Here is a 21026-nt window from a genome sequence, read left to right as displayed (position 1 = left end):
CTCACTATATGCAGGCCCGGACCCTGTCAGGGCATCAATCAACTGGTTGGCCAGTTTAAATGTAGAGGCTGTCGCCGCCACGGCGCCGGGTCTAGACTTCCACCCAGACCAGACGTACTCGAGAGGTGATGACGTGGATCCGAATCCGGACTATGACGCGAGCGACGAGCTCGAGTACGGCATCAACTGGTGGGCCTGGATCCTGCGAGGCGTCTATCCCCCACCCGCCTATCCGCCGGTCTAAGCCACAGAACCGCTAAGCGGCCGCCGCCTTGACGGCGCGGCCCACCTCCGCGCGCAGCTTCGTGTATTCGGGTGAGCGGCGCAGTTTTTCGGGATCCACGCCGGTGCGCGGCAAGTCGACAGGCAGATCCAGCGCCACCTGTCCCGGTCGCCGAGTCAACACCACAATCCTCGAGCCGAGGAACGCTGCCTCGTCGGCACTGTGGGTGACGAAGACCGTCGTACGGCCGGACTCCGCGCTGACCTGACGGACGTCTTCCTGCAGCCGTTCCCTGGTGAGCGCGTCGAGCGCGGCGACCGGCGAACCGACCTGCGGCGCGTCGGGAGCAATATCGACGAAGACGGACACTTGGTCTCTTGCGGGTGCCTCAGGGTTGAGGAACGTCTGTGCTCACGCAGATTTTTCCCGAGCCCTACGAGGCGTCAGTACTTGTCGACTTCGACAACCCGGAAGGTCGCATGGCTCATCGCGTCGTACCGATCGGTGGGGACCACGATGAACAGGTCCTCGATCACGAATTGTCCAGGTGACATGTTCGCGGCTTGGGCGGTGTCGTCGGCGATACGGTTGCCTGCGGCGTCCACCGCCTCGACGTGGAGGCGAAACGATGCGGTGTCGCGGCCCTTGTTTCGCAGTGTCACAGGCAGTTTTCCTGTTTCCAGCAGCGGGTTGGCTGCGGGTGCGAACCGGCCCACATCGACGTCGAGATCTTTCCGCAGAATCTGGGAACTACGAGCATCCATCGTCGATTCCGGCGCGTCGGCATCGTCGGTACCAGCCCTGTCGATGACGACGACCCCGAGCACCGCCACGGTCAGCGCCAGGGCAGCGACGATGTAAGAAGGCCATCGTCGTCGCCCGGGTTTCCCGAACGTGCGCACACTGCCATTTTCCGGCCTGTTTTTCGCAAGGGATGCACTTTCGGCGAAAAGCAGACACCGGCTTCGTGGGATCACCGCCCACGGGGCGCGTGGGTGATTTGGGCCGACTCTTACACTTACGTATTCCACTCGTCCCACGACGAGCTGTGTCGGGGACGCCGTCGTACCCCGACCGGACCGTGACAGAAACTTAGATCGGATCGAAATCGATGATCATCGGGATCCCGAGAGAGTCGCTGCCTGGGGAAACGCGGGTTGCGGCGACGCCGCAGACGGTTGGCCAACTCGTCAAGCTGGGCTACGAGGTAGTGGTCGAGACCGGCGCGGGCGCCGCCTCGAGCTTCTCCGATGCGGCATTCACCGAGGCCGGTGCCGGCGTCGTACCCGCCGAGCAGGTCTGGACGGCCGACGTGGTGCTCAAGGTGAACGCGCCGGACGACGCGGAGATCGCCGCCCTGCGCGACGGCGCCACCCTGATCAGCCTGATTTCCCCCGCGCTCAAGCCGGACCTCGTCGAGCAGCTGGCCACCCGGCCGATCACCGTGCTCGCCATGGACGCTGTGCCGCGAATCTCCCGGGCTCAGTCACTGGACGTGCTGTCGTCGATGGCGAACATCGCGGGCTACCGCGCCGTCATCGAGGCCGCCAACAAGTTCGGCCGGTTCTTCACCGGACAGGTGACCGCGGCGGGGAAGGTTCCGCCGGCCAAGGTGCTCGTCGTCGGCGCAGGCGTGGCCGGTCTGGCGGCTATCGGCGCGGCAGGCAGCATGGGCGCCATCGTGCGGGCCACCGACCCGCGGCCCGAGGTCGCCGATCAGGTCAAGTCCCTCGGCGGTGAGTACATCTCGGTCGAGTCGGACGAAGCCGAGGTCTCGGCCACCGGTTATGCCAAGGAGATGGGCGACGACTACAAGGCCCGCGAGGCGCAGCTCTACGCCGAGCAGTGCAAGGACGTCGACATCATCATCACCACCGCGCTGATCCCCGGTAAGCCGGCACCGCGCATCATCACCGCGGACATGGTCGCCTCTATAAAGCCGGGCAGCGTGATCGTCGACATGGCCGCGGCCAACGGCGGCAACGTCGAGGGAACCGTCAAGGACCAGGCGATCGTCACCGACAACGGCGTGACGATCATCGGCTACACCGATCTGGCCGGGCGGCTGCCCGCGACGGCGTCCCAGCTGTACGGCACGAACCTGGTCAACCTGCTCAAACTGCTGACCCCCGAGAAAGACGGGAAGCTCATCCTCGACTTCGAGGACGTGGTGCAGCGCTCGGTGACGGTGGTCCGCGACGGCGAGATCACCTGGCCGCCGCCACCTGTGCAGGTGTCCGCGGCGCCGGTTGCCGCAACGGCTCCGGCGGAGACGAAGCCGGCCAAAAAGCCCATGAGCATCGGGCGTCGTCTCGGCGTGACCTTCACAGCCGCGGCGGTACTGTTCGCGCTCATCGCGCTCTCGCCGGCGGCGCTGCAGGTGCACCTGACGGTGTTCGCGCTGGCCATCGTGATCGGCTACTACGTGATCGGCAATGTGCACCATGCGCTGCACACCCCGCTGATGTCGGTGACCAACGCGATCTCCGGGATCATCGTCGTCGGTGCGCTGTTGCAGATCGGGCACGGCAATGTCGTCGTCACCGCGGTGGCCACCCTGGCGATCCTGCTGGCCAGCATCAACGTTTTCGGCGGCTTCGCCGTGACCCGCCGCATGCTGGCCATGTTCACGAGGAGCTAGAGAATGTTCAGACTGGAAACCATCGCAACCGCGGCGTACGTCGTCGCGGCCGTACTGTTCATCCTCGCGTTGGCCGGGCTGTCCAAGCACGAAACATCCAGGGCCGGTAATACTTTCGGTATCGCCGGCATGGCCGTCGCCCTGATTGCGACGATCGCGCTTGCGCTCGCCCGCCACATCGAACCCCTCGGCCTCGCGCTGCTGGTCGGCGCCATGGCGATCGGTGCCGCGATCGGTCTGTGGCGCGCCAAGGTCGTCGAGATGACCGGCATGCCCGAGCTGATCGCGCTGCTGCACTCGTTCGTCGGCCTCGCCGCCGTGCTGGTCGGCTGGAACGGCTACCTGCATGTCGAGGGCGACGCCGCGGGCGCCGAAGCCCTGCAGCTCGCCGGCGAAGGCATGCTCGGCATCCACTCGGCCGAGGTCGTCATCGGGGTCTTCATCGGCGCGGTGACGTTCACCGGTTCGATCGTCGCCAACCTCAAGCTCTCGGCCCGCATCAAGTCCGCGCCGATGATGCTGCCCGGCAAGAACATCCTCAACGTCGGCGCGCTGGTGGTTTTCTTCGCGCTCACGGTGTGGTTCGTGATCGACCCGCAGCTGTGGCTGCTGGTGGTCGTCACGGTGCTTGCGCTGCTACTCGGCTGGCATCTGGTCGCGTCGATCGGCGGCGGCGACATGCCCGTCGTGGTGTCGATGCTCAACAGCTACTCCGGCTGGGCCGCGGCGGCGTCGGGCTTCCTGCTCGGCAACGATCTGCTGATCATCACCGGCGCGCTGGTCGGGTCCTCGGGTGCCTACCTGTCCTACATCATGTGCAAGGCGATGAACCGGTCGTTCATATCAGTGATCGCCGGCGGCTTCGGGATCGAGGCCGGGCCCGCTGACGACAAGGATTACGGCGAGCATCGCGAGATCAGCGCCGAGGGCGCCGCAGAACTGCTCGAGTCTGCCAGTTCGGTGATCATCACGCCGGGGTACGGCATGGCCGTCGCCCAAGCCCAATACGGCGTCGCCGACCTCACTCGCAAGCTGCGCGACCGCGGCGTCAACGTCCGGTTCGGCATCCACCCCGTCGCGGGACGCCTGCCCGGCCACATGAACGTGCTGCTCGCCGAGGCCAAGGTGCCCTACGACATCGTGCTGGAGATGGACGAGATCAACGACGACTTCGACGACACCGACGTCGTGCTCGTCATCGGCGCCAACGACACCGTCAATCCGGCGGCCTCAGAGGACCCGAGCAGCCCGATTGCAGGCATGCCGGTGCTCACGGTCTGGAACGCCAACAATGTCATCGTGTTCAAGCGGTCCATGGCTTCTGGCTATGCCGGCGTGCAGAACCCGCTGTTCTTCCGGCAGAACACCCAGATGCTGTTCGGTGACGCCAAAGACCGGGTCGACGCGATCAACTCGGCGCTCTCGGTGCCCGAAAAGGTCTGACGCCCGCATATGCCAGTGGACCGCCTACTGCCCTCCGACGACGTCGTTGACCTGATCGCGCTGACTCGCGACATCTGCGACAAGGTGCTCGACCCGATCGTCGACGCGCACGAGAAGGCGGAGAGCTATCCGGAGGGCGTGTTCGCGCAATTGGGCGCCGCCGGACTGCTCAGCCTGCCGCAACCCGAAGAGTGGGGTGGCGGCGGCCAGCCCTACGAGGTGTACCTGCAGGTGCTCGAGGAGATCGCCGCGCGCTGGGCCGCGGTGGCGGTGGCGGTGAGCGTGCACAGCCTGTCGTCGCATCCGCTGCTGGCCTTCGGCACCGAGGACCAGAAGCAGCGGTGGCTGCCCGGCATGCTGAGCGGTGAGCAGATCGGCGCGTACAGCCTTTCCGAGCCGCAAGCGGGTTCCGACGCGGCGGCGCTGCAATGCAAGGCGTCGAGGGCCGACGAGGGTTATGTCCTCAACGGCTCCAAATCGTGGATCACCCACGGCGGGCGGGCCGACTTCTACACGTTGTTTGCGCGGACCGGTGAAGGCTCGCGGGGTATTTCCTGCTTCTTGGTGCCTGGCAATCTGCCGGGGCTGAGCTTCGGCAAGCCTGAGGAGAAGATGGGCCTGCACGCCGTACCGACGACGGCGGCGTTCTACGACCATGCCCAAATCGAGGCCGACCGCTTGATCGGCGAGGAGGGCCAGGGCCTGCAGATCGCGTTCTCCGCCTTGGATTCCGGCCGCCTCGGTATCGCCGCGGTCGCGGTCGGGCTGGCGCAGGCCGCGCTCGATGAGGCCGTGAAGTACGCGAACGAGCGAACGACCTTCGGCCGCAAGATCATTGACCATCAAGGTCTTGGTTTCCTGCTGGCCGATATGGCCGCCGCGGTGGCCAGCGCGCGGGCGACGTATCTGGATGCGGCGCGCCGCCGCGACGCCGGACGCCCGTATTCACAGCAGGCCAGCATCGCCAAGCTGGTGGCCACCGACGCCGCGATGAAGGTCACCACCGACGCGGTTCAGGTGCTCGGCGGCGTCGGCTATACCCGCGACTTCCGCGTCGAGCGCTACATGCGTGAAGCCAAGATCACGCAGATCTTCGAGGGCACCAACCAGATTCAGCGGCTTGTCATCTCGCGGGGGCTCACCGTTTAGGCGCGAGCAGGGGAGGCTCGGGGGGTGACGTGACGGTCACCTGCGTTCCGTAGCCCACCTCGGAGCTGATCTCCATCGAGCCGCCCATCGCGTCGAAGCGTGCCAGCAGCGAGCCAAGCCCGATATGGCCGTCGGCGACATAGCGCTCCACGATGGCGGGGTCGAAACCCGTTCCGTCGTCGGCGATCGTGAGGACGATGCGGTCGCCTTTGCGTGAAAGCCCTACCCGTACGGTGGTCGCGCTTGCGTGTTTGTGGACGTTGGCCAGCAGCTCCCGCGCCGCCCGGTACAGCAGCTGCTGCGATTCCGGCTTTCCGACATCCTCGAGCTCCGCCTCGACGACGTAATCGCCGCGACTTTCGAACTGCCGCAACAATTCCCGGACGGCCGGCGTCAAGCCCAGCTGGGCGAGCACCTGAGGATGCAACTGCGTCACCGTCAAGCGCAGCGCGGCGGCCGTCTCCTGCAGCGCAGTGTGCACATTCTCCAGCGCCGGGTCGGAGGTCCGTTCGCGCACCTCGTCGAGGTCGAGCCGGGCCGCGAGCAGAGTCTGCAGCGGACCGTCGTGCAGGTGCTCGGCCACTTCCCGGTTGTGACGTTCGTCGGCCTGCATCGCTTCGGAAACCAATTGCCGTCGTACGTTCTGCAGGGCCGTGACACGTGCGCGCCTGCGCGCAAGCACAAGACATAACGCGGTAGTGGCAACAGCCGCCCACAGCAGGAACCCGAAGTGCGTGTACACGATGTCCGGCAGACCTACTGAGTCGTCTCGTTTGGAGTAGACGATCCACACCGCCAAATAGCCAGTGGCGGCACTGATTCCGAGGATCGCCGTCAATATCGGAAGGTCCTGGAATGCCACCGAGATCGGCAGCAGGAAGAACACCGGCAGCAGCGCCGCCGTCGCACCGCCGGAGACCAAGCACAACACCACCATCACCAACACGTCGACGGCGGTCGACGCCCAGTCCGCCCAGCGTGGCACCGGACCGCGCAGCACCACGATCACCCACACCGTCGCTGCGACCGCGTAGAGCCCGAGCACCACCGCATAGACACCGGGCAACCAATGGTCGACTTCCCAGATCCACACCAGCAGGCCGATCAGACCGATCAGCGGCAGGCGCATGAATGCGGTGACGCGCACCGGTTCGGCCGCGAAGTACTCAGTGATCGGACGAGTCACGCTATTCGACGAGCTTGCGGCGCATCGCCTCGGCGACGGCGGCGCCGCGATCACTGACGCCGAGCTTCTCGTAGAGCCGCTGCACGTGGGTCTTGACCGTCGACGGCGCCAGGAACAGCTCCTTGGCCATCGTGGGAATGCTACTGCCTGCCGCGATCATCTTCAGGACCTCGCGCTCACGCGGACTCAGCGTCGGGCCCTCGGGCTCGGCCCGCCTGCGGATCTCGCCAGCCAGCCCGGCAGCCAGACCAGGCGCCACCACATCGCGGCCCTTCGCGCAGTCCAGTACGGCGTTGACCAGCTCGCTTCGCGTCGACTCCTTCGAAAGGAATCCGGCCGCACCGTCCTGTAGCGCCTTGTAGACGATCGCGGACTCGTCGTGCGCCGAGACCAGCAACACGCGCGTCGGCAGCTCGTCGCGCAACACGGCGGCCGCGACCTGCGCGCCGTCCATGCCGGGCATCCGGTAGTCGAGCAGTGCCACCTGCGGAGAATGCGTCCTGATCGCCTCGAGCGCGCTCAGCCCGTCGTCGGCTTCGGCCACCACCTCGATGGCGTCACTTGACGTCAGTGCCCGCACGACGCCGTCGCGAAACAGCGGATGGTCATCACCGACCACCACACGCACCTTCGGGCTGCTCACCACGCCAGCCTTGCACAGCAACGGCCCATGTTCCCCCGATTGGGGGACACGCGATTCCTCCCGATCGACCTCCGATTGCCCGACATACAAGGCGCGCCGAGGACGGCATTCTTATGTCATCGCCGGAAAACACCGGCACAAGGAACGAAACCACAACTCACACAGGAGAATTCAGATGAACAGCAATATTCGCTTCGCCCGCTACATCGCACTGCCTGCAGTCGCCGCCGGAATCATCGGCGGGGCCGCCCTCGGCCTGGCAGGCGCGGCCAACGCAGCCACCTACAGCGCGCCGTCGCCCAGCATCGTGGCGACACCGACCGTGCACGCCCACCCCGCCCCCAACGCGGTGCCGGGCCACCACTGGCACCACGGGATGTGGCACCTGAACACCCTCGAGCCCGGCTACACCCCCTGATAACCCCAGACCAGAGGCCCTCCCCGTCGACCCCGGGGAGGGCCTCTTTGGTTGCGCCCTTCCCCCGATCGGGGGACACGCAATTCCACCGGTTCACCGGCCGATCACCCGACATACAAAGCGGCGGCTACCAGCGATAGTTGTTTCAACAACGAAAACCCCAACCACACAGGAGAATTCAGATGAACATCACCACAAACCGTTTCGCCCGCTACATCGCAATGCCGGCCGTCTGCGCCGGAGTTCTCGGCGGCGCCGCCCTGGGCCTTGCGGGCATGGCCAACGCAGGCACCTACTCGTATCAGCCGACGCCGCGACCGGGCATCGTCGCCACGCCGAACACCATCGCGCGGCCGCCGGTTGTCGTGATGCCCGGCCACCGGTGGCACGGCCACCACGTCATCATCGACGCGCCTGCGAGCGAATGACTGAAACGTCCTCGGCTACCGTCGAGGAGGTGTCGAACATATCGAGCAACGACCGGATCGACGACGTAGCGCCGGGCGACATCGTCGCCGTTGACCGCGGCACCGGACAGGCTCAGCCGTACAAAGTCGTATTCAAGGACTCCACCCCTGACAGCGCCGCCTACGTCGTCACCTTTGAGGACGACGACGGTGAGACGTTCCAGGTCGAATACGCCGCAGGCACCCGCGTCACGCGCGCGCTCGAGGCGAAGTGGGAGTCCGGCCAGAGCCCGACGGCCCACAAGCCCCCGACGACGTAGCGGTCACCACAGCGGGATGTCCTGGCCGTACTCCGATTCGGGACGGGGCCCGAAATACCGGCGCTGCGATTCGTCGATCTTGACGTCGTTGATGCTGGCCTCCCGGCGGGACATCAGCCCTTCCGGGGTGAACTCCCACAGCTCGTTGCCGTAGCTGCGGAACCACTGCCCTGCGGCGTCGCGCCATTCGTATTGGAACCGCACGCCCATCCGGTTGTTGCGAAACCCCCAGAGGCTCTTGCGCAGCACGTAGTCCAGCTCGGTCTCCCACTTGCGCGTCAGGAACGCCACGATCTGCTCGCGCCCGACGATGTGCTGGTCGCGGTTTCGCCACTGGGAGTCGACCGTGTACGCCAGGCTCACCCGTTCCGGATCGCGGGTGTTCCAGGCGTCCTCGGCGGCCTGCGCCTTCTGGATGGCGGTCTCGAGGGTGAACGGAGGTAGCGGCGGTCGGCTCTCGGTCATACCCGGTTCCTACGCTGGACGCGACGGTGTTGTTCCCGCTTTTTACAGGTGTCATATCGTGGCGGTCATGGACTTCACGATGTCGGCTAAGGCGCAGGATTACCACAAGCGGCTTTCCGCCTTCATGACGGAGTTCGTCTTCCCTGCCGAAGCCTCCTATCACCAGTACCGGGCCGAGGCAGGCCCGAACGACCACACCGTGCCGCCGGTCGTCGAGGAGCTCAAGGTCCTGGCCAAAGAGCGCGGGCTGTGGAATCTGTTCCTGCCGTCGATATCGGGGCTGACCAACCTGGAGTACGCGCCGCTGGCCGAGCTGTCCGGCTGGAGCCTGGAGATCGCCCCTGAGGTGATCAACTGCGCCGCTCCCGACACCGGGAACATGGAGACCCTTCACCTGTTCGCCACCGAGGAGCAGCGCAAGCAATGGCTCGAACCGCTGCTGGCCGGTGAGATCCGCAGCGGGTTCTCGATGACGGAGCCTGCGGTGGCGTCCAGCGACGCGCGCAACATCCAGACGTCGATCACCCGCGACGGCGGCGACTACGTCATCAACGGCCGCAAGTGGTGGACGACCGGCGCTGCCGACCCGCGCTGCAAGGTGCTGATCGTGATGGGCCGCACCAACCCCGACGCTGCCAGCCATCAGCAGCAGTCGATGGTGCTGGTGCCGATCGACACCCCAGGGGTGAACATTGTTCGCTCGACGCCGGTGTTCGGCTGGCAGGACCAGCACGGGCACTGCGAGATCGAATACGACAACGTCCGCGTCCCGGTAGAGAACCTGCTCGGCGAGGAGGGCGCGGGCTTCGCGATCGCCCAGGCCCGACTGGGCCCGGGCCGCATCCATCACTGCATGCGGGCCCTTGGCGCAGCGGAGCGCGCGCTGGCGCTGATGGTGGACCGGGTACAAAAACGCGTCGCGTTCGGCAAACCGCTGGCCGAGCAGGGTGTGGTGCGCGAGTCGATTGCCAAGTCCCGCAACGAAATAGATCAGGCGCGGCTGCTGTGTGAGAAGGCGGCGTGGACCATCGATCAGCGCGGCAACAAGGAGGCCCACCTGCTGGTGAGCCAGATCAAGTCCGTCGCCCCGAAGGTGGCGTGCGACGTCATCGACCGGGCGATCCAGGTGCACGGTGCGGCGGGCATCAGCGACGACTTCCCGCTCGCGCGCCTGTACAGCTGGCACCGCGGGATGCGGTTGTTCGACGGCCCCGACGAGGTGCACATGCGCACCGTGGCACGCGCGGAGATCGGTAAAGAGAAGTCGGCATTCGCGGCGGCGGTGACCCAGTAGTGTCCGTTGGTCTCGGGGAACTGTCGGGGGCGTGGAACTTTCGCGATGTCGCTGAGGAGACGGGTGTGCGCCCTGGCCGGTTCTTCCGGTCCAGCGAGCTGAGCCAGCTCGAAGAGGGCGGTCGCGCGGTGTTGCGGCGGCTCGGCATCACGGATGTGGCCGACTTGCGCTCGCCCCGCGAGGTCGAGAAGCGGGGACCAGGGCGGGTGCCCGAAGGCGTCGAGGTGCACCTGCTTCCGTTCCCCGACGTCTCAGCGATCGACGGCGAGGCGCCGCACGAGGCCACGTTTCAGAAGATGATGAGTGAGAAGCCCGACGACGAGGATGTCGCGGTGGCGGCGGGCCGCTTCATGATCGAGGAATACCTGCGGTTTCCGACGATGGGCGGCGCGCAACGCGCTGTGCGACAGGTGATTTCGCTTCTCGCCGATGGACGGCCGGTGATCACCCACTGCTTCGCGGGCAAGGACCGTACCGGCTTCACCGTCGCGACGGTGCTTGAAGCGGTTGGCGTTCCACCAGACGCAATCGTGGCCGATTTCCTGCGGAGCAATGCGGCGGTGCCGCAGCTGCGCGACCGCATCCTGGAGTCGGTGCGCGATCATTCGGAGACACCAGAAGTGGTCACGTTCGCCGAAGCGCGGCTGACCGACGAGGTGCTGGGTGTGCGTGAGGACTACCTCGCGGCCGCACACCGGTCGATCGAGGAGAACTACGGCGGCCTGCGCGGCTACCTCGCGGCGGCAGGAGTGACGGACGAGGACGTCACCAAGCTGCGCGTGGCGCTTTTCGACTAGCACTCCGCGCTCGTAACGTCACGGCGGTTTTCGGGCCGTTTTTCCGCCACAGCGTTACAACCGCGGTCCTGTCGGTGCCGCACGGCACACTCTCGCCATGGCCGAGCCATTCTTCGGCAGTAAGGCGCTGGCGGCGGGGACGCTGACGAGGCACGCATTGCGCACCCGCTACGTGGCCATGCACCACGACGTGTACATCGCGAGGGACGCCGAGATCTCGGCTGTCGTGCGCGCTGAGGCCGCTTGGTTGAGATCCCGTGGCCACGGCGTACTGGCAGGCTTCAGCGCGTCGGCCCTACACGGCGCGCGGTGGATCGACGCGACGCGGCCGGCCACGATCATCGATACGAACCGCCGCCGCACGCCGGGTATTACGGTCTGGGCCGACGCCGTTGACGACGACGAGATCTGCATGCTGCGTGGCATGCCGGTCACGACACCCGTCCGTACTGCGGTGGACCTGGCCTGTCGCTACCCGGTCGACACCGCCGTGGCCGCCATTGATTCCCTCGCTCGCGCGACCCGACTCAAGGTGGTCGACCTCGAGACGTCACTTCAGCGATACCGCGGCCGGCCCGGAATCAAGCGGGCGCGCACCGCCATCCAACTTGTCGACCCAGGCGCGGAATCGCCCCGCGAGACGTGGCTTCGCCTGCTGATAGTCCGAGCTGGTTATCCGCCACCCGAAACACAGGTGCCCGTCTACAACGAGTACGGCGTCTTGATTGGCGAAGTCGACTTGGGTTGGCGGGAAGTCAAGATCGCCGTGGAATACGAGGGCAAGCATCATCGGATGACCCGAGAGCGATTCGACAAGGACATCCGGCGAATCGACGCAATGATCGAGCAGGGGTGGATCGTCATTCGCGTGACTGCCGCAGACACCGATGGCTCAGTTCTTGGGCGACTCGCCACAGCTTGGTCCCGACGCACTACTGCGTGAGATAGACCCCGGCCACCCAGGCCATGGTCGCCAGCAGCGCGCCGGCCAGCTCGACGCCGACCGACAGCGCGACGCCCTTGACCGCGTGTTTGGTCGACGTCCAGGCCAGCCCTTGGTCGTGGCGGTTGGCCAGCTCGGCCAGGTAGACGCCCAGCACGAAGCCGATCACCAAGCCCAGCACCGGGATCACGAAGAAGCCGATGACTCCGAGCACCGCGCCTGCGACCAGGCTCAGCGTCCGCACGTCAGCGGCGCGCATGCGCCGCATCGGCCACAGGTACTTGACCAAGGTGGCAGCGGCCAAGAACACGGTCACCACCCCGAGCGTCACCCACCCGGTGACGTTGTTCTCGACAATCGCCCAGACCGCGATCGCGGCGAACACCAGCAGCGTCCCTGGCAGCAGCGGCACCACGATGCCGATCAACCCGACGGCGATTACTAGCGCTACAAGGACGATTCCGCCGGCGCTCACGCGCCCAGCCTATCGGCGAGGTTCAGAAAATCTGTCGCGACGACGTCGAACTCGCCATCCTCGATCGGATGGGGCTCACGCCCTGGCCCGTACTCCAGTGGCCGAGCGACATATCCGGTCATCAGGCCCGCATCGCGCGCCGAGCGCAGGTCGCCGGGATGGGCGGCGACGAGCATCAGCTCAGCCGGCGCCACGTCGAGCAGGTCGGCGCATCCGAGGTACGCCTCCCGGTCGGGTTTGTAGTGGCGGAAGAGTTCGGCGGAGATCACACAATCCCACGGCAGCCCGGCCCGCTTGGCCATGTTGGTCAGCAGCGAAACGTTGCCGTTGGACAACGTCGTGATGAGGAACCGCTCCTTCAACCGGGTCAGGCCCGCCACGGTGTCGGGCCACGGGTCGAGCCGGTGCCAGGCACGGTTGAGATTGTCGACGTCCTCGTCGCTGACCGATGTGATGCCCGCCGACTGCAGCAGCTCGACGAGGATGCCCCGGTGCAGGTCGTCGATTCTCGTCCACGGAAGATCGCCTCGGCGTACGCGATCCATCGCCGGGGCATAGCCTGCGCGCCACTTGTCGGCGAACGTCGCCCAGTCCTGCGAAAGACCATGACGTTGGCCGAATTCCTCGAGCTCACGAATGATGCTGGAGCGCCAGTCGACGACGGTCCCGAACACGTCGAAGGCCAAAGCTCGCGGGCTCACCTACGGCTCCAGTACGACCTTGCCGAGCACGCCGCCATCGGCCAGACATTGCAGCGCGTCGGCGCCCTTCGACAACGGAAACCGAATCGGCTCAGGCGGTCTCAGGCCCGCCTCGACCAGCTTCCTGACGCCGAAGCCGAACAACGACTGCGCGCCAGGATTCCGGTTGACGAATTCGCCCCATCCGACACCGACGACGCTCACATTGCGCAGCAGCAGCCGGTTGACCTTGACGGTCGGAATCCCGCCTGCGGCAAAGCCGATCACCAGCAGCCGGCCCTCGGTGGCCAGTGCACGGATCGCGTCGTCGAACACCTCTCCGCCAACCGGATCCACCACCAGGTCGACGCCGCGCCCGTCGGTCGCCTCCTTCACGGCTTCGAGCCACCCGTCACGCAGCGGCAGCACCACGTCGGCGCCCAGCGACGACACGAAGTCCATCGCCTGCGGCCGGTGCACCATCGCGATCACCCGCGCGCCCATCGCCTTGGCGATCTGGACCGCTGCCGTGCCGACGCCACCGGCCGAGCCGAGAACCAGCACCGTCTCGCCGGATCGCAACGCTCCGCGACGAGCGAGCGCGAAATACATTGTGTAGTAATTGCCGAGCAACGAGGCCGCTGCTGCGTCGTCCACGTCGTCGGGCGTTGGCAGCACCTGCTCCGGCGCGACCGCCACCTGCTCGGCGAAACCGCCGAGCATCGTGAAGGCCGATACGCGCTGGCCCGGCTTGAAGCCGGATTCCTCTGGCGCAGAGCGAACTATGCCCGCGACCTCCATGCCCGGGATGAACGGGGGCTCCAGCCGAAGCTGGTACTCGCCGCGCAGCAGCAACAGGTCGGGGAAACACACTCCGGCCGCGCCGACGTCGACGATCACCGACTGGTCGCCACTCAAATCATCGACGTCGGTGTAGACCAGACCCGAAGGGCCCGAAAGCTCGCGCGCGACAAGCGCTTTCACGTGTGGCCGGTCAGCCGAGGCTGAAGGTGGCCCGCTGCGCCGCCGACAGGTCGGTGATCTCGCCCCACTTCGCGGCCACGTCGTCCACCGAAGGCACACCGTCGGAGAATGTCACGCCCTCGTTCTGGAACAGCGCGGTGCGCTGCACCTTGCCGCCGCCCACGATGAACACCGATGCGGTGTCAGGCAATTCCTCCGTCATCAGGTAGGCGACGATCGGCGCGACGTACTCAGGCGTCAGCTTCTCGAACACCTCGGGCGGCAGGATGTCCTGCGTCATCCGAGTGGCCGCGATGGGCGCGACGGCGTTGGTCTTGATGTTGTACTTCGCGCCCTCCTGGGCAAGCGTGTTGATCAGGCCGACCAATCCGAGCTTGGCGGCGCCGTAGTTGGCCTGGCCGAAGTTACCGAACAGGCCGCTGGTCGAGGTGGCCACGACGACGCGGCCGAAACCGTTCTCGCGGAAGTGCGGCCACGCAGCGCGGATGACGTTGTATCCGCCATACAGGTGCACCTTGAGCACGGCGTCCCAGTTCGCGAACTCCATCTTGTGGAAGGTGCCGTCGCGCAGGATGCCCGCGTTGCTGACCACGCCGTCGACCTTGCCGAACTCGTCGAGCGCGGTCTTGATGATGTTTTCGGCGCCCTCGGGCTCGGCGACGCTGTCATAGTTGGCCACCGCGCGGCCGCCGGCGTCTTTGATCTCGGTGACCACCTGGTCGGCCATGTTGTGTCCGGCGCCGGTGCCGTCGCGCGAGCCGCCGAGGTCGTTGACGACGACGCTGGCGCCCTCTTTGGCGAGCGTCAGCGCGTACTCGCGCCCGAGTCCGCCTCCGGCGCCGGTGACGACGATGACGCGATCCTGCACTCCTGGCATCAATCTCCCTTTCTAGAAGAGCCGTCTAGCGAGCTTCCAAGCCTTCTCTGTATACGGGGGATAGATGAAGGCGCCGACGTCGGGTCGCGTCATCTTGGTCATCACGGCCTTCTTGTGGCTGAACTCCTCGAAGCCGAACCTGCCGTGGTAGGCGCCCGTTCCCGACGGCCCGACGCCGCCGAATGGCAGCTTGTGCGTCGCGAAGTGGAACAGCAGGTGGTTGACCACCATGCCGCCCGCCGCGACCTCCTTGACCACGCGCTCGCGGATGCTCTTGGTCTTGGTGAACAGGTAGGCCGCCAACGGCTTCGGCCGGGCATTGACGAAAGCGATTGCGTCGTCGAGAGATTGGACGGTCACGATCGGCAGGATGGGACCGAAGATCTCATCGGTCATCAGCGGCTCGGCCGGGTCCGGGTCGACGACGACGGTGGGCTGGATGCTGATCTTCGACGCGTCGGAGCCGCCGCCGATCACCACGTCGCCCTTGGTTGCGGCCAGCGCGGTGGTCAGCCGGTCGAAGTGGCGCTCGTTGACGATGCGCTTGCCGTCGGGGTTCTCGGACTCGAACGTCGTCACCGCGGCCTTGATCTTGTCGACGAGCTGATCGCGGATCTTCGCGTCGGCCAGAACGTAGTCCGGCGCGATGCAGATCTGGCCGGAGTTGATCAGCTTGGTCCACGCGATCCGCTTGGCCGCGACGTCGAGGTCGGCATCGGCCGAAACGATCACCGGACTCTTGCCGCCGAGCTCGAGCGTCACCGGGGTCAGGTGCGCCGCAGCGCCCTCGTAGACCTTGCGGCCGATCTCCGTTCCGCCGGTGTAGAGCAGGTAGTCGAAGCCCTGCGCGATCAGTTCCTGGCTGACGCTGCCGTCGCCCTCGACGACCGCGATCGCGTCGCTGTCGAGGTATTTCGGTACCAGCTCGGCCATCAACGCCGACGACGCGGGCGCCACCTCAGACGGCTTGAGCACCATGGTGTTGCCCGCGGCGATCGCGCCGACGGCAGGCCCGAGCGTCAGCGCGAACGGGAAGTTCCACGCGCCGATGATCAGCACAGTGCCGTAGGGCTCGTACTCGATCCAGCCGCGGCCGGGCAGCTGCGACATCTCCAGCCTCCGGTACTTGCGTCGCGTCCACTTGCGGATGTTCTTCGCCGCGTCCTTGGCCTCACCGGCGACGCTGGCAATGTCGGCCAGCCATGCCTCGAAGGGTTTGCGGCCGAGGTCCTGTTCCAGCGCGGCCGCGATGGCCTGCTCGTTGTCGAGGACAAGTCGCTCCATCGCGTTGAGCTGCTGCTTGCGCCACTCGATGCTCTTGGTGCGGCCGGTCTTGAACGTGTCCCGCAGTCGGCGGACGACGCCAGGGATGTCGGTGCTGGTTTGTGCGGGCGCGGCGAATTCTGTGGTCATGGTGGGTGTCCTTCCTGACCCGAGGAATACCCGATCCTAACCAGTTGGTTGGCCCGCCCAATAGGCCCAGTTCTGCGCCGCGAGCGGCGGAAACTTAGATGCGCTCGGCGGTGACGAACGTGGAGAACGCGTCGTCGTCCGGATTCGGAACCTCGACGAAGCGGCCCAACCTCCGCATCTCGTCCTGCGAATTGAGCGCGGCCGAGCGCCAGCCGTGGTCCCCGAGCCATACCGCGACATCGGCTCGGTCCGGATCGTTGTAGATCAGATCCTGAATATCGAGGTTCTGCTCCATGCCCATTTTCTCGGTGATGCGAGCGAACCGCTCCCGCATCTCCTGGCGTCGATCCTCGCTGTGAGTGCCCATCGTCTCGGCCGCGATCCTGCTGCCGGCCGCGCTGAGTGCGGTGATCTGCTCGAAGAGCCGGTCCTGGGCATCGGCGGGCAAGTACATCAGCAGCCCTTCGGCCAGCCAGGCGGTCGGGACGCTCGCGTCAAAACCGGCTTCGCGCAACGCATTCGGCCAGTCAAGGCGCAGGTCGATAGGGACCTCGCGGCGCAGGGCCGACGGCGTCACCCCATGCTCGGACAGCGTGGCCGACTTGTACTCCAGCACCTTGGGCTGGTCGATCTCGTAGACAACCGTGCCTGCCGGCCACTGCACGCGATAGGCGCGGGAGTCGAGGCCGGAGGCGAGGATGACGATTTGGCGGATGCCCGCAGCGGCGGCGTCGGCGAAGAACTCGTCGAAGAAGTGCGTCCGCACGGCCTGGTAGCTGCCCATGTGCTCGAAGATCGCGGCGGCTTCGGCGTCCGCATTGGCGAGCTTGGCGGCGAATTCGTCGTCGAGCATCGACTCCCAGACGCCAGTCCCCGCGCCGGCAACCAGAATCTTGGCGTACGGATCACGGATCAGCGCGTCGTCCCGTTCGGTCTCGCCTGCGCGGGCGGCCGCGACCATCACCGCGGTGGTTCCCACGCTGGTGGCGATGTCCCAGGTGTCGTCGTCGGTGCGCAACGTGCTCATCGGGCCTCACTCAAATCGGTCATTTCGTTCGCAATGCTATCTAATAATTTAGCCTAGCTATACGAAATGTGGGCCACATCACCGCAGGTAGACACCCAGAAAGTGGACAGCAATCACCCAGGAACGAACTATTGCCGAGCGTTATTCGTGCAGATTCCAGAGCTTGTTGGCCATCAGCAGCTCGAACTTGTGCATCACGGAGGCAAGTTCGTCGTGGTTGCCGACGAATCCCGCGTAGAAGCCCATCCCCCACATCACCGCCACCAACATCTCGACGAGGTAGTTGACGTCGGTGTCCGTCGTGAGCTCGCCACGCTCGATCGCATCGTTTATTGCCCATGCCACGAACGCGCGCGAATTCTTCAACGAGTCGTGCTCGTCGCCGCTCAACTCCGGATGCCGCTGCGCCTCCAGCACCGAGGTGACGAGAAAGGCTGCCGCAGAACGGTCTTCGGATTCTGCCTGCATCGCCGCGCTGAAGAATGAGGACAGCCGCCGGAGCAGACCGGTCTCACTTTGCGCCCTCACCATTCCCGCGCTAACAACTTGCGAGTTGGTTTGCTCCACGACTTCGGCCCACAACACACGCTTGCTCGCGAAGTAGTGGTTGATCGCGGGGCGGGTCAGATCGGCACGTATCGCGATCGCCTGGAAGGTCGCGGCGTCGTATCCGAGTTCGCTGAAGACCTCTCGAGCGGCTTGTACGATGCGCTCTCGCGTTTCAGCAGCCTTCGCTGCGGGGGGACGACCCGGGCCACGGCTCGCCGTATGTTGCGGCACGGTCAAATTGTGCCACAGCTCACTGCCCGGTCTATCAGGTATTGGCATTAGGAAACATCGGCATGTCGTTTCAGCAAATTGTTCAGGCCGGTTCCCCAAATTTCGTCGTGGAGATCGGCTGGGTGACGAACTAGGGTCCCGTCCCATGGCCAGCGTCGTATCCCGGGAGGCGTACTTCGAGACCGGGCTCGACGTGTTGTCCGACCTCGGCTACGGCGGACTGAAGCTCGCCGAGGTGTGCAATCGCCTTGGCGTCACCACCGGCTCCTTCTATCACTACTTCCCCAGCTGGTCCGCCTACACCAAGGAACTGGTCGGGCACTGGATGCAGGCCCGCACCGTGCAGGTCGTGGAGGCGGTTCGCGCCGAACCGGATCCGCGCCGTCGCATCGACAGCCTGATCCAGGTCGGGTTGGCCTTGCCGCACGGCGCTGAGGCCGCGATCCGGGTGTGGAGTTCGGTCGACCCCCAGGTGTACTCCATCCAGGTCGCCGTCGATCAACAGCGTTTCGACATCATGTTTGAATCGGCCTTCGAAATCCTGCAGAACAAGCGTCAGGCGCAGATGTTCGCGGCTTGGGGGGTGTACCTGTTGGTCGGCTATGAGCAGGCCACCCTGCCGCGCGACGCCGGCGTGCTGGAGTGGATCGCCGGCCAGCTAATTGAGGCCCTTGATTCGGGCAGATTCGCTTCGGTGCCCGACGGTGACTAGGGCGGCGCGGGCGGCGGCGGAAAATGAGCCGGTCGAGCACGTCGTCGCCCTACTGCGTGAACGCCTTTACGGTGCCATCTCGTGTCTGGCGACCCTTGCCGTACTGGCCCGATACACCACCGAGGAAACCAGCGCGTGGGCGAGGATCCTCGACGTCGCGGTGGCGACCGGCGGCTTGTGGGCCGCCAGCCTGCTCGCCGACTGGGTGGCCCACGTCGGGGTGTACCGCGCGGCCCCGCGCGGACGGGCTGCGCTGCGGATGCTGCAGTCCTCCGGCCAGATCCTGGAGGCGGCGTTCCTGCCGATCGTGATCCTGGTGGTCTCCGGACTCGGCGCACTCGACACCGACACCGCGACGTGGATCGCGGCGTGGGTCCTTGTCGCCGAACTCGGTGTGATCGCACTACTGGCGGTGCGCCGAACCGAACTGCCCTGGTGGCAGCAGGTGCTCGCCGTCGCCGGTCTGGTCGGTGTCGGTGTTCTTGTGTTGGGGATCAAGATCCTTGCCCACTGAAACCGCCGCGGTGTTGCGCCACGTGGCCGATCGTGTGCGCGCGCGTGACCCCCAGTTCGACGCGTTGCGGCGTGCGGCGCGAGCGGCGATCGTGCTGCCCATCGCGGCGGCGGTCAGCTTCGCGGTCGGCGGCGGGTCTCAGACACCGCTGTTCACCATCTTCGGTTCGGTGGCGCTGCTGATACTCGTGGACTTCCCGGGCAACCGGCCTGCCCGTGCTCTTGCCTACGGCGGCCTCGGGTTCAACGGCGCGGTCCTCATCACGCTGGGCACCCTGGTCGCACCGAATCCGTGGTTGAGCGTCGCGTTGATGTTCATTCTCGGGGTGGCCGTGATCTTCGCCGGGGTGCTCAGCGAGATCGTCGCCGCGGGGCAACGCGCCACGTTATTGATGTTCGTGCTACCCGCCTGCACGCCCGTCGGCCCGCTACCCGAGCGGCTGCTGGGGTGGTCGATCGCTCTGGCCCTGTGCGTGCCTGCCGCGTTGTTCCTCTTCCCGCCGCGCCATCACGACGATCTACGACGGCATGCGGCACGGGTGTGCAACCGACTCGCCGATCGCATCGAGGGCACGGCGTCGGGACGCGACGTCACCAAGGCGATGAACGCGCTGTACGACACCTTCCTCGGCGCTGACTATCGGCCGGTTGCGTTGACGGCGGGCAGCCGCGCGCTGGTGCGGGTGGTCGACGACCTCGGCTGGCTGTCCGACCGCATCAACGAGGACACTGGCCGATTGTTGGGGGCGATGCGGGAGCCGGCGGTGCGGGTACTGCGCGACTGCGCTGCGGTGTTGCGTCTGCGCGTACCGGCCGAGCGGACGGCTCGCAGCGAAGACCTTCGCGCAGCGCTCGTCACGCAGCGGTCGGTGGCGCAAGGCACCTATCGCGAAGACATCGACCGGCTGCTGAGCGAGCGCGACGATGCTGCCGCGGTCGCGGTCGGTCGCGAGCTGCTGAACCGTCGCACCATCTCGGCCACCATCGCGGTGACCGGCCGGATCATCCGCAACGCCGCTGCCGCGGACGCCCGACCGGTATGGGCGCGGGTACTTGGGCGCCGGTTGCCAGAGACCGGCGCCGCCGACTGGGTGATGCCAGAAACTGTTGCGGTTGCCGCGATCACCAAGGGGTTCCTCGCGACTCGCACGGTGGTGCTTCGTAACAGTCTTCGCACCGGGCTGGGTTTGGCGTTGGCCGTTGCGGTCACCCACGTGTTCCCGGTGGAGCACGGGTTCTGGGTGGTTCTCGGCGCGATGTCGGTGTTGCGCAGCAGCGCGCTGACCACGGGTACACGGGTGCTGCGCGCGGTGGCAGGCACCGCTGTCGGGTTCGTCTTGGGCGCGATCCTCATCGAGCTGCTCGGCGTTGACCCGGTGGTGCTGTGGATCATGTTGCCGCTCGTGGCTTTTGGCTCGGCGTACGTGCCTGAGGTCGCGTCGTTCGTCGCAGGGCAGGCCGCGTTCACCATGATGGTGCTGATCAACTTCAACCTGATCGTGCCGACCGGCTGGCAGGTCGGATTGATCCGCGTCGAGGACGTCGTGGTCGGCGCGCTGGTTGGCGTCGTGGTGTCGGTATTGCTGTGGCCGCGAGGGGCGAAGACACAGGTGTCCAAGGCCATCGAGGACGCCAG

General features: G+C 66.1%; 23 protein-coding genes and 2 pseudogenes. 13 read left to right on the top strand and 12 right to left on the bottom strand.

Translation table 11 applies throughout. The features are described 5' to 3' along the window. Positions 1-133: 133 nt before the first annotated feature. Positions 134-244: pseudogene (locus VFH65_RS30515) on the top strand (CAP domain-containing protein); the annotation flags it as partial. Positions 245-256: 12 nt separating this feature from the next. Here VFH65_RS30515 and VFH65_RS30510 read toward each other — a convergent pair. Beyond that, positions 257-544, bottom strand: a pseudogene (locus VFH65_RS30510) (ABC transporter ATP-binding protein); the annotation flags it as partial. A gap of 122 nt (positions 545-666) precedes the next feature. Further along, entirely contained in the window at positions 667-1125 is a 459-nt protein-coding gene (locus tag VFH65_RS30505; protein WP_353327046.1) for a hypothetical protein, read from the bottom strand. Positions 1126-1334: 209 nt separating this feature from the next. On the opposite strand from VFH65_RS30505, the gene VFH65_RS30500 reads away from it, so the two are divergent. The 3 genes from VFH65_RS30500 to VFH65_RS30490 are packed head-to-tail and all read left to right on the top strand — an operon-like array spanning position 1335 to position 5456. After that, positions 1335-2864, top strand: coding sequence for a Re/Si-specific NAD(P)(+) transhydrogenase subunit alpha (locus tag VFH65_RS30500; protein ID WP_353327044.1), 1530 nt, complete (start codon positions 1335-1337; stop codon positions 2862-2864). 3 nt (positions 2865-2867) lie between these two features. After that, positions 2868-4307 (top strand): Re/Si-specific NAD(P)(+) transhydrogenase subunit beta, encoded by a 1440-nt coding sequence (gene pntB / locus VFH65_RS30495; RefSeq protein ID WP_353327042.1) that lies wholly within the window; start codon positions 2868-2870, stop codon positions 4305-4307. Positions 4308-4316: 9 nt separating this feature from the next. Then, entirely contained in the window at positions 4317-5456 is a 1140-nt protein-coding gene (locus tag VFH65_RS30490; RefSeq protein ID WP_353327040.1) for an acyl-CoA dehydrogenase family protein, read from the top strand. Here VFH65_RS30490 and VFH65_RS30485 read toward each other — a convergent pair. Further along, on the bottom strand, positions 5446-6585 hold the full coding sequence (locus VFH65_RS30485; RefSeq protein ID WP_353327062.1) for a sensor histidine kinase: 1140 nt from the start codon (positions 6583-6585) through the stop codon (positions 5446-5448). The genes VFH65_RS30490 and VFH65_RS30485 overlap by 11 nt on opposite strands. Before the next feature lie 58 nt (positions 6586-6643). Next, a complete protein-coding gene (locus tag VFH65_RS30480; protein WP_414688546.1) occupies positions 6644-7288 on the bottom strand; it encodes a response regulator transcription factor in 645 nt (214 codons plus the stop codon). 172 nt (positions 7289-7460) lie between these two features. Here VFH65_RS30480 and VFH65_RS30475 point away from each other — a divergent pair, with 172 nt between their 5' ends. The 3 genes from VFH65_RS30475 (at position 7461) to VFH65_RS30465 (ending at position 8430) form a co-directional block, all read left to right on the top strand. Further along, positions 7461-7703, top strand: coding sequence for a hypothetical protein (locus VFH65_RS30475; protein WP_353327036.1), 243 nt, complete (start codon positions 7461-7463; stop codon positions 7701-7703). A gap of 182 nt (positions 7704-7885) precedes the next feature. Then, a complete protein-coding gene (locus VFH65_RS30470; protein WP_353327034.1) occupies positions 7886-8131 on the top strand; it encodes a hypothetical protein in 246 nt (81 codons plus the stop codon). 29 nt (positions 8132-8160) lie between these two features. After that, positions 8161-8430, top strand: coding sequence for a hypothetical protein (locus tag VFH65_RS30465; RefSeq protein ID WP_353327032.1), 270 nt, complete (start codon positions 8161-8163; stop codon positions 8428-8430). Between the two features lie 3 nt (positions 8431-8433). Here the strand turns inward: VFH65_RS30465 and VFH65_RS30460 are convergent, their stop codons facing one another. Then, entirely contained in the window at positions 8434-8895 is a 462-nt protein-coding gene (locus VFH65_RS30460) for a nuclear transport factor 2 family protein (protein ID WP_353327030.1), read from the bottom strand. 79 nt (positions 8896-8974) lie between these two features. On the opposite strand from VFH65_RS30460, the gene VFH65_RS30455 reads away from it, so the two are divergent. From VFH65_RS30455 to VFH65_RS30445, 3 genes are all read left to right on the top strand, one after another. Then, complete coding sequence (locus VFH65_RS30455; protein WP_353327061.1) at positions 8975-10189, top strand: acyl-CoA dehydrogenase family protein; 1215 nt, start codon at positions 8975-8977, stop codon at positions 10187-10189. Next, positions 10189-10986 carry a tyrosine-protein phosphatase gene (locus tag VFH65_RS30450; RefSeq protein ID WP_353327028.1) on the top strand — a complete coding sequence of 266 codons (798 nt, stop codon included), beginning with the start codon at positions 10189-10191 and terminating at the stop codon, positions 10984-10986. Before VFH65_RS30455 ends, VFH65_RS30450 begins: the two co-directional genes overlap by 1 nt. 97 nt (positions 10987-11083) lie before the next feature. Next, entirely contained in the window at positions 11084-11929 is an 846-nt protein-coding gene (locus tag VFH65_RS30445) for a hypothetical protein (protein WP_353327026.1), read from the top strand. Here the strand turns inward: VFH65_RS30445 and VFH65_RS30440 are convergent. The 7 genes from VFH65_RS30440 to VFH65_RS30410 form a co-directional block, all read right to left on the bottom strand. Beyond that, complete coding sequence (locus VFH65_RS30440) at positions 11919-12404, bottom strand: DUF456 domain-containing protein (protein ID WP_353327024.1); 486 nt, start codon at positions 12402-12404, stop codon at positions 11919-11921. The genes VFH65_RS30445 and VFH65_RS30440 overlap by 11 nt on opposite strands. Next, positions 12401-13105 carry a haloacid dehalogenase type II gene (locus VFH65_RS30435; RefSeq protein ID WP_353327022.1) on the bottom strand — a complete coding sequence of 235 codons (705 nt, stop codon included), beginning with the start codon at positions 13103-13105 and terminating at the stop codon, positions 12401-12403. The genes VFH65_RS30440 and VFH65_RS30435 overlap by 4 nt, the downstream gene beginning before the upstream one ends. Next, positions 13106-14068: an NADPH:quinone oxidoreductase family protein gene (locus VFH65_RS30430; RefSeq protein WP_353327020.1), complete on the bottom strand. Its 963-nt coding sequence runs from the start codon at positions 14066-14068 to the stop codon at positions 13106-13108. A gap of 10 nt (positions 14069-14078) precedes the next feature. Then, positions 14079-14945, bottom strand: a complete 867-nt coding sequence (locus VFH65_RS30425) for an SDR family oxidoreductase (RefSeq protein WP_353327018.1) — start codon at positions 14943-14945, stop codon at positions 14079-14081. A gap of 12 nt (positions 14946-14957) precedes the next feature. Next, positions 14958-16358 carry an aldehyde dehydrogenase family protein gene (locus VFH65_RS30420; protein WP_353327016.1) on the bottom strand — a complete coding sequence of 467 codons (1401 nt, stop codon included), beginning with the start codon at positions 16356-16358 and terminating at the stop codon, positions 14958-14960. A gap of 94 nt (positions 16359-16452) precedes the next feature. Then, positions 16453-17385: a class I SAM-dependent methyltransferase gene (locus VFH65_RS30415; RefSeq protein ID WP_353327014.1), complete on the bottom strand. Its 933-nt coding sequence runs from the start codon at positions 17383-17385 to the stop codon at positions 16453-16455. Between the two features lie 141 nt (positions 17386-17526). After that, the gene (locus VFH65_RS30410; RefSeq protein WP_353327012.1) at positions 17527-18213 is read right to left on the bottom strand and encodes a TetR/AcrR family transcriptional regulator; all 687 of its coding nucleotides are present in this window, start codon (positions 18211-18213) and stop codon (positions 17527-17529) included. A gap of 97 nt (positions 18214-18310) precedes the next feature. Here VFH65_RS30410 and VFH65_RS30405 point away from each other — a divergent pair, with 97 nt between their 5' ends. From VFH65_RS30405 to VFH65_RS30395, 3 genes are all read left to right on the top strand, one after another. Beyond that, positions 18311-18877, top strand: coding sequence for a TetR/AcrR family transcriptional regulator (locus VFH65_RS30405; protein ID WP_353327010.1), 567 nt, complete (start codon positions 18311-18313; stop codon positions 18875-18877). Next, complete coding sequence (locus tag VFH65_RS30400) at positions 18870-19391, top strand: hypothetical protein (RefSeq protein WP_353327008.1); 522 nt, start codon at positions 18870-18872, stop codon at positions 19389-19391. The genes VFH65_RS30405 and VFH65_RS30400 overlap by 8 nt, the downstream gene beginning before the upstream one ends. Next, the coding region (locus VFH65_RS30395; RefSeq protein ID WP_353327006.1) for an FUSC family protein at positions 19381-21026 on the top strand (1646 nt) is incomplete at its 3' end. The genes VFH65_RS30400 and VFH65_RS30395, both read left to right, overlap by 11 nt.

Origin of the sequence: Mycobacterium sp. (assembly GCF_035697385.1) — a bacterium.
GTDB lineage: Bacteria > Actinomycetota > Actinomycetes > Mycobacteriales > Mycobacteriaceae > Mycobacterium.
This window is presented reverse-complemented; position numbering and strand designations above follow the sequence as displayed.